Source organism: Shewanella psychropiezotolerans (genome assembly GCF_007197555.1).
Taxonomy (GTDB): Bacteria; Pseudomonadota; Gammaproteobacteria; order Enterobacterales; family Shewanellaceae; genus Shewanella; species Shewanella psychropiezotolerans.
Window position 1 is genome coordinate 1,935,042 of sequence record NZ_CP041614.1, and the last position, 10,946, is coordinate 1,945,987.

Sequence of the window (10,946 nt, forward strand, 5' to 3'; positions counted from 1 at the left end):
TGCTTGTTTGTAAAAAATGTCACCTTGGCGTGGTAGTTGCTCCTGTCTGCTTAACAAAGGTCATTCCTAACTTAAGAGTCCTTATCATTGCTTGATGAAATGTAGCGGCTTTGTAGATAACAACAGCACAGAAATCAGGAGATTTACCATGGGAGACATCATGCGTCCCGTCCCGTTTGACGAACTACTTCATCGTATGTTCAGTGAGTTCAAACAGAGTCAATCGATATTCGGGATCCCAGCCAAGCAGTTTTATCGTAAAAATGATGCTAATAAGCTCGCGGTTTGGGGTGAGAATTGCCAAACACCCGTAGGTCCAGCAGCGGGTCCTCATACCCAGCTAGCGCAGAACATTATCTGTTCATGGTTAGCCGGCGGTCGTTTTATGGAGCTCAAAACGGTTCAAAAGCTCGATACCTTAGAGATTGCTAAGCCGTGTATTGATGCGGAAGATGAGTGCTTCAATACCGAGTGGTCAAGCGAATTTACCTTGCCTAAGGCGTATGATGAGTATGTTAAAGCTTGGGTTGCGCTTTATCTGTTAGAAGAGGTGTTCCAGCCTCTTGTTGACGGTGAAGAGAAGTCATTTGTATTTAATATGAGTGTTGGCTACGATCTGGACGGCATTAAGACTGCGCCTATGCAGGCCTTTATCGATAATATGATCGACTCCAGCAAGCACCCCTTGTTTGTGCAGCATATTGAGCAGCTCAAGTGTTTCGTTGCAGCTGGTGATTTCGAGCAGAAATATGGGGTTAAAGTTGCGGCGAATCGAATCGACGGCCTGCTTAACGCTATTTCTCCACAGATCTCTAAGGGCGTCACCCTTTCAACCATGCATGGTTGCCCGCCAGCTGAGATTGAAGCCATCTGTCAGTACATGCTTGAAGAGAAGAAGCTAAACACCTTCGTTAAACTCAATCCAACCTTATTAGGTTTTAAGCGTGTACGCTCAATCTTAGATAATGCAGGTTTTACCCATGTGGTACTGAGCGAAGAGTCGTTTAGTCATGATCTACAGATCGATGGGGCTAAAGCCATGCTGCATCGTTTGGTCGACCTCGGTAAAACGCTCAATATTGGCTTTGGCGTTAAGTTGACTAACACCTTAGGCACGATCAACAAGAAAGGCCGTCTACCCGATAAAGAGATGTATATGTCGGGTCGCGCCTTGTTCCCCCTCTCTATCAATGTGGCGCTCGAACTCTCTAATGAGTTCGATGGTGAATTGCCGATCTCCTATTCTGGCGGTGCGAGCAAGTTCAACATTAAAGAGATCTTCGAAGCGGGTATCCGCCCCATCACTATGGCGACAGACTTACTTAAGCCTGGTGGATACATGCGCCTAACCGATTGCGTGAACGAGCTCGCCAATAGCAGCGAGTGGGGCATGACTAAGGTCAATATCCCTAAGTTAGCTGAGCTGGCGAAGAAGTCACTGACGGTCGACTACACCCAAAAAGAGTGGCGTGGCCCCGAAGATATCACAGTCAATAAGGCACTGCCTTTAACTGACTGCTCGGTTGCACCTTGTGTTACCGCCTGTCCTATCAGCCAAGATATTCCAGAATATTTACGCTTAATGGGCGAGAAAAAGTATGCCGAGGCCCTCGAGGTTATCTACTCACGTAATGCGCTGCCTGCTATCACGGGTCAGATCTGTGACCATCAATGTCAGTACAACTGTACTCGTCGTGACTATGAAGGCGCGTTAAATATTCGTGAGATGAAGAAGATCGCCCTGGAGAAAGGTTGGGATGAATATAAGGCGAAGTGGCATCAGCCGAGTCTTACGGATAAGGCGCCTGCCGCCGTATTGGGCGCGGGTCCAGCGGGTCTGTCAGCGGCTTACTTCTTAGCGCGCGCGGGTCACCCTGTGACTATTTTTGAAAAAGAAGCCAATGCCGGTGGTGTGGTCAAGAACATCATTCCTCACTTTCGAATTCCAGCCGCAGCGATTGAGCACGATATCGAGTTTGTCACTAACCATGGCGTGAACATAGAGTATGGCTGTAAGACAGATTTAACCGTCGATGCACTGCGCGCTAGTGGCTTCAAGTATATCTGTGTAGGCATAGGCGCCGACAAAGGCAACCCAATGTCACTCGAAGGTGGCAACACTCACGTATTCAAGTCACTTGAATTCTTGGCCCAGTACAATAATGGCTTCTTCGATAGCCGTGATAACAAGCTAGGTAAGCATGTGGCTGTGGTTGGCGCGGGTAACACGGCAATGGACAGTGCTCGTGCGGCACTGAAAGTGGATGGCGTTGAGCAAGTCACGGTACTTTACCGTCGTACTGTCGCTGAGATGCCGGCCTATAAAGATGAGTATGATGAAGCGTTAGCCGCTGGCGTGCAGTTCATGTTTCTCACCAACCCAGAGTCATTAAGCCAAGATGGCAAGCTTGTCGCTCGCGTGATGGAGCTAGGTGAGAAAGATGCTAAGGGACGCCGCCGCCCAGTGGCGACCGATAGGACTATTGAGCTCAATGTCGATGCCTTAATCACCGCCGTCGGTGAGCAGAGTAACTGCGATGTGCTTAGCAAAATCGGTATCCCTATGGGTCAAGATGGCTGGCCAATCGTCTCTGCCGATACCGGCGAGACAGGCCTCGAGAATGTTTACCTTATAGGTGATGCGAACACGGGTCCTTCATCTATCGTATCGGCTATCTCAGGTGGTCGCAAAGCGGCTTCATCAATTCTTGCTAAAGAGTCTGTTACTGAGTGTCAGTATAGCGTTATCTCAGATCTTGATGTGGAAGAGCTCTACCAGCGTAAAGCCGAGATCCAAGTTAAGCTGGTTAACTCCGACGATCAGGACGCCTTCATTGAGCAAGAAGCCAAGCGCTGTCTGGAGTGTTCATATGTCTGCTCTAAGTGTGTGGATGTCTGTCCTAACCGTGCCAATATCTCACTGGCAGTCCCGGGCTTTAAAGATAAATTCCAGGTACTGCATATCGATGCCTACTGTAACGAGTGTGGTAACTGTGCTCAGTTCTGTCCGTGGAACGGCCGTCCTTACCATGACAAGTTGACCATCTTCAACTCGTTAGCAGACATGAACGCCAGTCACAATAGCGGCTTCCTCGTCGAAGACGAACGTCTTACGGTTCGCGCCAATGAAGAGATCTACACCTGTGAGCTAAATAATGGCAAGTATTTTACGCTACCTGACAGCTTAAGTGATATTTCACGCATCATTAAATTCGTGGTTACCGAGCATGATTACTTACTTGGTCAACTAGGTGAATAAGGAATAGTCTTATGATTTTATTACAAAATGTAACAGCTGTTCAATTTGAGCCATGTTTCGTTAAAGAGGGTGTCGATATCCTTATTGATGGCACTACGATTAAAGAGGTGGGATCAAACCTGCGCAGTGAATATCCGCAAGCAGAAGTGACGGATATGAAAGGTAAACTCGTTATGCCTGGGATAGTGTGCTCCCATAATCACTTCTATTCTGGCCTGGCGAGAGGGGTGATGGCTGATATTAAGCCTAGCCCCGACTTTATCTCCATCCTGAAGAACCTTTGGTGGCGTCTGGATCTGGCCCTCGATGAGGAAGCAGTCTACTACAGTGGCCTAATCTGTTCCCTTGAAGCGATTAAGAATGGTTGCTCGAGTGTGATCGATCACCACGCATCGCCTAACTATATCGCGGGCTCACTTAAGACCTTACGTAGCGGTTTCATTAAGGCGGGTCTACGTGGCATGACCTGTTATGAAACCACAGATAGAAACGCTGGCATGAAAGAGATGCAAGCCGGCGTCGAGGAAAATATCGCCTTCGCTCAACTGATCGATGCGGCTAAGAAGAAGGGCGATGAACCTTATCTGGTTGAGGCCCATATCGGTGCCCATGCACCGTTTACAGTGACCAATGAAGGTTTGTCTATGATGGCCGAAGCCGTCAAGGTCACAGGTCGTGGTATCCATGTTCATGTCGCCGAAGACCGCTATGATGTGGCCCACAGTCATCATCATTATGGCCAAGACATAGTTGAGCGTTTGGATAGCTTCGGTTTGATCAATGATAAGACCTTACTGGCTCACGGCCTGTTCTTATCGGATAGAGATATTGAGATTTTGAACGCTCGTGGCGGCTTCCTGGCGCACAATGCACGCTCGAACATGAACAACAATGTGGGTTACAACCATCAGCTGGCTAAGTTCGATAATGTCGTGCTAGGCACTGACGGTATCGGCGCCGATATGTTTGAAGAGCTTAAGTTCTCATTCTTCAAGCACAGGGACAGCGGCGGGCCACTGTGGCCCGACAGCTTCCTGCGTAACCTATGGCTGGGTAACGATATCTTAGCCAAGAATTTCGGTGCTAAGTTCGGCCGACTCGAAGCGGGTAATAAGGCTGATCTCACTATCTTAGATTACATGAGTCCTACACCTTTATTGGCAGATAACTTACCCGGTCATATCGCCTTCGGTATCAATGCCGGTAACGTTAACTCTGTGATGGTTGAGGGACGCTTCGTCTACCAAGATCGCCAGTTCCCATTCGATGTTGCGCCAATCTACGCTGAGGCAAGAAAAGTAGCTCAACGCATCTGGACCAATATGGATAAGCTCAGTTAACCATTAAGCGTTTGAAATAGGGAAGAAGTATTGCTCACAGAGGCATAGAGCCTCTCGATATTAAGAGCCGGTACTTTTTCCCTTTTTCATTATTGTGTTTCATTTGGTATCGCCCCATGGATGCACACATTAGCAATACGTATCTGGTGCAATACCACAAATACAGCTAAGAAGAGAAACGTTATGAAAAGGGATAAAACGCAATTCAAATGGCAAGAAGCTACAGGAGATGCGAAGTTTATTGCCGACCGTCATTTCGATAATCTTTTGGAAGGGCGCTTGTTTCGCTCTTCATGCCCAAGAGGTAAGATCGAAAGTATTAGGTTACCGGACTTACCCGAAGGCTATTTTGTCTTTGGCGCTAAAGACGTGCCTGGGCGCAACGTGCTGCAGATGGTGGAGGCGGATTGGCCCGTTTTCGCCGATGATGAAGTGCGTTATCTAGGTCAAATTATCTTACTTGTGGTGGGACCCGAGATTAAGGTTCTCGAGCAGATCTTAGACAAAATACACGTAGAGTATCAGCCGCTCACCCCTGCCTTCACCCTCCCGGATTCGCAAAAACTCACTGATGGTGCCATCCATGGCCAGGACAATAAATTTGATAGCCACAGGATCAATAAAGGTGATGTAAACAGGGGTTTTGCTCAGGCTGAGCATATTTTTGAAGAGATGCTGTCTACCAGCTATCAGGAGCATATGTATCTGGAGCCACAAGGCATGGTCGGCTATCCACTGGATGGCAAGATTGTTATCGAAGGCTCGATGCAGTGCCCCTGGTATGTTCATCATTGTATCTCAGTGGTGCTGGGTCACAATAAGGTACGAGCGATTCAGGCCACCACAGGCGGTGGTTTCGGTGGCAAAGAGGACTATCCCGATGTGCTTGCCGGTGCCTTATGTGTCGCGGTTGAGCGTGTGGGTCAGCCCATAAGACTCGTCCTGCCCCGTAGTGAAGATATTGCCTTCACCTCGAAGCGCCACCCTATCGATTTTCATTACCGCACCGGAGTCGATAAACAGGGCAAGATAGTCGCCATGGAAGTGAAGGTGGATATAAACTCGGGGGCTTACCTGAGTCTATCAGGCATAGTGCTACAGAGGGCGATCACCAGTTGTATCAATGTCTACGAGATTGACAATGTGCGAGTCGATGCCACGGCCTGGGCGACAAACACCTCACCTAACGGTGCCTTTAGAGGCTTTGGTTCCCCTCAAACGTGCTTCGGCATAGAGACCCACCTTAGTCATGTTGCCAAGCAACTTGGCTTGGAGCCGGCGGACTTTAAACATGATCATCTGTTAAACACAGACTCGACGACGCTAACCGGGGCTAGCATCTTCGGTGACTTAGTGCTCGAGCAGATGTATGAGCAGATCTGTGAGGCCAGTGATTACCATGAGAAGGCCAAAGCCTACCGCCAGCAGTCAAAGAACGGTGACCTGTTAACAGGGATCGGCTTGGCGATGTTTCAGCATGGCTGTGGTTTCGCCGGGGATCTCGAAGATACCTTAGTCAAGGCCAAAGTGCGTCTGGTGAAGGGGCCGATAATGAGGTTGAGATCCAGGTCTCTAACACAGATTTAGGCCAGGGACTCAGCCTGACCTTTTGTCAAATTGTCGCCGATGCGCTGAAAGTGCCATTAACCTCAGTCAGACTCGCGAGAGCCGATACCGGTGTGGTGCCTGATTCCGGACCCACAGTCGCATCGCGTTCAATCGTCATCGTGGGCTACCTTATCGAGGTCGCCGCAAAGAAATTGGCCAGTATCTGGATAAATGGTACCGAGCAATGCGTCGAAGAAGATTATAAAAAGCCCAGTTACCATAAATGGGATCAAGAAAAGTTTGAGGGAAATGCCTATCAGGTGACCAGCTATGGCATGAATATCGTTGAGATCGAGTTGGACCCAGCCACGGGGGAAACTGAGATCACCGGCCTGTGGGCCATCTACGATGTGGGCCATGCGATAGATGAAATGGTATTTAAGGGCCAGATAGACGGTGGTCTGGTACAGGCGCTGGGCTATGGCAGTTTAGAGCGGATGACCTTAGACAGTGAGGGTAAATTCCAACAAACCACCATGGCCGATTATGTGATACCTACGTCGATGGATGTGCCCGCGATCAGCAGCGCATTAGTCGATAATCCTTACAAATATGGGCCTAAGGGCGCTAAAGGGGGAGGCGAGTTGACCCATAATGGCGGCGCTGCGGCTTATTGTGCCGCGGTTGAGAGTGCTATCGGCCTGCCTATTTCATCGATCCCTATTACGCCAGAGGTGGTGTGTGATCTCCTCTATGGGGCGAAGAAGCAATGCCTCAGCAATATAACGGTTACAAGGGGCAAGACTCAAGGAGTAGCGCGATGAAGATTTGTTTCAAGCTTAATGGCCAGGCAGTCAAGGTGGATGTCGATCCACTGCAGCCTCTACTGCATACCTTAAGAGAACGACTAGGGATGACCTCGGCGAAGCAGGGCTGCGGTGAAGGTGAGTGTGGTTCATGTTCGATCATCATGGATAACCAGCTGGTCAATACCTGTTTAATCCCCACCATCCAAGCGAAAGGAACGGCCTTGGTGACCTTAGAAGGCTTAAGGGATACGCCGAAGGGGCTGTGCGTTATCGATGCTCTGCTAGAGGCAAAGGGCGTACAGTGCGGCTTCTGTTCGCCAGCCATGGTATTAGCCCTCTATCACCTGCTGGATAATCGTGTCTGTGCGAGTATTACGCCAACGGATAAGCAGATAAGGGAAGCGTTAGCCGGCAATCTGTGTCGCTGTACCGGTTACGCCATGATAGTCGAAGCGGGTAAAATTGCGGCCAGAAAGGGAGAAGGTCTATGGTAAATATCTATCGTCCGACTAAGTTAGAGCAAGCGCTTGAGTTGAATGCAATATACTGCGCTACGTTATTTGCTGGTGGCACAGATCTTATGGTGCAGGGAATGGCTCACTATGGTGACAGCGATAATGCTGTGGTGTTTCTCGATGATATTGCCGAGATCAAGGGGATTGAGCTCGATAATAAAACCAGTGAGCCTAGGCTAGTGATAGGGGCTGGGGTGACATTATACGAGTTGATTGCTCACGAGTCTGTTCCCTTCATGATTAAAGATGCGGCTAGGCGAATCGCAGCGCCGGCCCTGCGTAACCGGGCTACCTTAGTGGGTAATATCTGCAATGCATCGCCCGCGGCTGACATGTTGCCCGCCCTGTATCTGCTCGATGCGCGTATCGAGCTCGGCAGTCCCGGCGGTAAAAGGGAGTTAGCTATAGAGGAGTTTATCTCGGGTCCCGGTCAGACGCAGAGGTTAGCCGATGAGATAGTGACTAAGGTAAGCCTGACTCTGCCAATGTTTGATGACTATTTATATCATAAGGTCGGGACCCGCAAAGCCAATGCGCTCACTAAGTTGTCGATATTAGCCGGGGTGCGAATAGAATCGGGCATTATCCAGGATTGGCGACTGACATTCGGCGCCATAGGGCCAACAGTGGTCCGAAATGTCGAGTTTGAGCAGGGCTTGATTGGGCAGAGTGCGGACGTATTACAACAAGCGGAAACCATCGACAAGATCGTCGATTTTTATAGCCAGAAGATAGCCCCTATCGATGATCACCGTTCAACCGCCGAGTATCGCCGATGTGCGGCACTCAACCTCTTGCGACGATGGCTGGAAAATATAGGGTAAATCATAGGTCAATGAGTGTATATCACTATACTCATTGACCTAAAAGGGGTACAATTCTCCTCCGATTTCATCGTCGGAAAAGGACACTGCAAGAATGAGTAACCCCTTATATAATAAACATATAATCTCTATCTCCGATCTCTCACGTTCTGAATTAGAACTTATTGTTTCTACCGCCAATAAACTGAAAAAAAAACCTAATCCTGAACTATTGAAAAACAGTGTCATCGCCAGCTGTTTCTTTGAAGCCTCGACGCGAACTCGCCTGTCTTTCGAGACCGCGGTTCATCGACTAGGGGGCAGCATTATCGGTTTCCCCGATAGTGGTAATACTTCCTTAGGCAAAAAAGGTGAAACTTTGGCCGATTCGGTAAAGGTGATCTCCTCCTACTGCGACGCGTTTTTTATGCGCCACAATCAAGAAGGCGCTGCCCGTCTTGCCAGTGAGTTCTCTTCGGTTCCGGTGATCAATGGCGGCGATGGTTCGAATCAGCATCCGACTCAAACCTTACTCGACCTGTTCAGTATCTATGAGACCCAAGGCACCTTAGATAAGCTGCAGGTGGCCTTCGTGGGTGATCTGAAATATGGTCGTACTGTGCATTCTCTGACCCAGGCATTATCTCTGTTTGATTGTGAGTTCCACTTCATTGCCCCCTCTGCACTGTCGATGCCCGATTACATTATCGATGAGCTTAATGCCAAAGGGTGTAAATTTACCCTGCATGACACCTTAGACGGCGTGGTCGATAACTTAGATATCTTGTATATGACTCGGGTGCAGAAGGAACGCTTCGATGAAACTGAATATCAGCATTTGAAATCCAGTTTTATCTTGAGCGCTAAGATGTTGGAGGGAGTGAAAGACAATCTTAAGGTATTACACCCATTGCCCAGGGTGGATGAGATCACCACAGATGTAGACTACACCCCTTATGCTTATTACTTTCAGCAGGCTGAAAATGGCGTCTATGCTCGCCAAGCGCTGCTCGCCTTAGTGCTGACCAACGAATATGGAGATGAGTAATGAAGAAGCATTTAAAAGTCGAAGCCATTGAAAATGGAACCGTTATCGACCATATCGCACCCGGGCAAGGGATTAAAATCCTGAAGTTTTTTGAACTCTCCAAGGGGCAACAGCGTCTCACCATAGGTTTCAACTTGCCGACCAGTAGCGGCGACTTTAAAGATCTGATCAAGATTGAGCATACGGTATTCGATCAAAATCAGGCCAACCAGTTAGCCCTGTTTGCACCTGAGGCGACCATCAATGTGATCGAAAATTTTGACGTGGTAGACAAGTTTAAAGTGGCTATCCCCGAGCGTATCTCTGGGGTGTTGACCTGTCCTAATAGCAACTGTATCAGCCATAATGAACCCGTCGACAGTCGCTTCAATATTAAGCAAGAGCGCATCGGGGTTAAGCTGAAGTGTCATTACTGTGAGAAATCATTTATTTCCGGAGTGTTCCGCGAGTTTCATTAGTCGCACCAGAGTTTTACTGTGGCCAAACTTATCCAGCTTGGGCTATCACTATCAAAGTGATAGCCCTTATTATTATTTTGATAGCCCTTGATATTAATCGTCCGCTTCCGTCCCATCTCCCCCCTTTATTTCGTGCTTTATCAGGCTAATTTCTCCTGCTGAGAGTTGAATCTAGGTCGCTATGCTGCCGTATAGCGTCAAGAGTCTCATCGACGGCGGCATAAACTTGACCCGAATCACAAAAAAAAACAATAACCAAGTCAATCCTGATTCTGGCGTAAATGTTGCCACTAGTTAGCTCAATTGCATCACTTATTTTTAAATCATTTAATACTGGTTGAAAAATAGGCTTATTTGAGAAGGAAAGTACTATGATTGAACACTTTTTAAAGCCGAGCAGCGCGGACCAAGCTCTGAATTTAATGAAGGAGCACGCAGCCAATGCTACTTGGTTTGCTGGTGGCTCAAAACTCAATGCCAGACCGAGTCTGACTAAAAAAACTGTCGCGATTTCTCTGAATAACTTAGCCCTGGAAACCATTGAATTGCGCGGCAACTCCCTGTATATCGATGCCATGTGTCGGGTTCAGTCTGTGCTGGAAAATGAGTTAACTCCTTATGGTCTAAAGCAGGCTGCAAAATTCATTTATTCAAAACATCTACGTAATCAAGCCACTATTGGCGGAGAGATCGCCGCCTTTCAAGAAGAAGCCTTATTGTTGCCTGTCTTGATAGCCCTTAAGGCGCGCATCGTGACGGCCGACGTTGGAGAGATGGGGATCGAAGATTATCTGGAAAGTGCCAGCCGTGGCTTGATCCTTCAAGTCGTGATCCCGGATGTCAACTTGGTTTGTCTGGCCTACAACATGACTCGCTCAGCGGCGGGCCTCTCTATTATCAATGTGGCCGTATCTTTAGACCAGGCTGGTGACAGCGTGATCGCCATCGATGGTGTCTCACCACGCAGAGCTGGTTACAGCATTCCTGTTCGATTAAGAGACGTCGAAGCACAAAAGTTAACTGATGAACAACTTGAAAAAGCGGTGGCAAACTCAGTATTTCCAGAGGCTGATATTCGCGGCAGCGTCGATTATAAACAATATATTTCAGGCATCTTAGTGACTGATTTACTTGCCGAATGCCAACGTCTAGTAAAGGAGGCTTAG

Annotated in this window: 9 protein-coding genes; all 9 read left to right on the forward strand. The window is 48.4% G+C overall.

Features of this window, described 5'->3' with window-relative positions; genetic code table 11:
* Positions 1–148: 148 nt before the first annotated feature.
* The 9 genes from ygfK to ygfM all read left to right on the forward strand — a co-directional run bounded on the left by ygfK (position 149) and on the right by ygfM (position 10,946).
* Positions 149–3,259, forward strand: a complete 3,111-nt coding sequence (ygfK, locus tag FM037_RS08595; protein WP_144045658.1) for a putative selenate reductase subunit YgfK — start codon at positions 149–151, stop codon at positions 3,257–3,259.
* Positions 3,260–3,270: 11 nt separating this feature from the next.
* Positions 3,271–4,599, forward strand: a complete 1,329-nt coding sequence (ssnA, locus tag FM037_RS08600) for a putative aminohydrolase SsnA (RefSeq protein WP_144045659.1) — start codon at positions 3,271–3,273, stop codon at positions 4,597–4,599.
* Positions 4,600–4,782: 183 nt separating this feature from the next.
* Positions 4,783–6,186 carry a xanthine dehydrogenase family protein molybdopterin-binding subunit gene (locus FM037_RS08605; protein WP_267874870.1) on the forward strand — a complete coding sequence of 468 codons (1,404 nt, stop codon included), beginning with the start codon at positions 4,783–4,785 and terminating at the stop codon, positions 6,184–6,186.
* A gap of 14 nt (positions 6,187–6,200) precedes the next feature.
* Entirely contained in the window at positions 6,201–6,971 is a 771-nt protein-coding gene (locus tag FM037_RS29240) for a xanthine dehydrogenase family protein molybdopterin-binding subunit (protein ID WP_267874889.1), read from the forward strand.
* Positions 6,968–7,450: a (2Fe-2S)-binding protein gene (locus FM037_RS08610; RefSeq protein ID WP_144045660.1), complete on the forward strand. Its 483-nt coding sequence runs from the start codon at positions 6,968–6,970 to the stop codon at positions 7,448–7,450. Before FM037_RS29240 ends, FM037_RS08610 begins: the two co-directional genes overlap by 4 nt.
* Positions 7,444–8,295: an FAD binding domain-containing protein gene (locus tag FM037_RS08615; RefSeq protein ID WP_144045661.1), complete on the forward strand. Its 852-nt coding sequence runs from the start codon at positions 7,444–7,446 to the stop codon at positions 8,293–8,295. Before FM037_RS08610 ends, FM037_RS08615 begins: the two co-directional genes overlap by 7 nt.
* A 94-nt stretch (positions 8,296–8,389) precedes the next feature.
* Positions 8,390–9,322, forward strand: coding sequence for an aspartate carbamoyltransferase (gene pyrB / locus FM037_RS08620; protein WP_144045662.1), 933 nt, complete (start codon positions 8,390–8,392; stop codon positions 9,320–9,322).
* The gene (gene pyrI, locus FM037_RS08625) at positions 9,322–9,780 is read left to right on the forward strand and encodes an aspartate carbamoyltransferase regulatory subunit (RefSeq protein ID WP_144045663.1); all 459 of its coding nucleotides are present in this window, start codon (positions 9,322–9,324) and stop codon (positions 9,778–9,780) included. The genes pyrB and pyrI overlap by 1 nt, the downstream gene beginning before the upstream one ends.
* Positions 9,781–10,151: 371 nt before the next feature.
* Positions 10,152–10,946 carry a molybdopterin-dependent oxidoreductase FAD-binding subunit gene (ygfM, locus tag FM037_RS08630; RefSeq protein WP_144045664.1) on the forward strand — a complete coding sequence of 265 codons (795 nt, stop codon included), beginning with the start codon at positions 10,152–10,154 and terminating at the stop codon, positions 10,944–10,946.

What these genes read in the sequence shown, in the direction of transcription:
- ygfM (WP_144045664.1), top strand. Translation starts at nt 10,152, where the DNA reads ATGATTGAACACTTTTTAAAGCCGAGCAGCGCGGACCAAGCTCTGAAT.
- ygfK (WP_144045658.1), top strand. Translation starts at nt 149, where the DNA reads ATGGGAGACATCATGCGTCCCGTCCCGTTTGACGAACTACTTCATCGT.
- FM037_RS08605 (WP_267874870.1), top strand. Translation starts at nt 4,783, where the DNA reads ATGAAAAGGGATAAAACGCAATTCAAATGGCAAGAAGCTACAGGAGAT.
- pyrB (WP_144045662.1), top strand. Translation starts at nt 8,390, where the DNA reads ATGAGTAACCCCTTATATAATAAACATATAATCTCTATCTCCGATCTC.
- FM037_RS08610 (WP_144045660.1), top strand. Translation starts at nt 6,968, where the DNA reads ATGAAGATTTGTTTCAAGCTTAATGGCCAGGCAGTCAAGGTGGATGTC.
- ssnA (WP_144045659.1), top strand. Translation starts at nt 3,271, where the DNA reads ATGATTTTATTACAAAATGTAACAGCTGTTCAATTTGAGCCATGTTTC.
- pyrI (WP_144045663.1), top strand. Translation starts at nt 9,322, where the DNA reads ATGAAGAAGCATTTAAAAGTCGAAGCCATTGAAAATGGAACCGTTATC.
- FM037_RS08615 (WP_144045661.1), top strand. Translation starts at nt 7,444, where the DNA reads ATGGTAAATATCTATCGTCCGACTAAGTTAGAGCAAGCGCTTGAGTTG.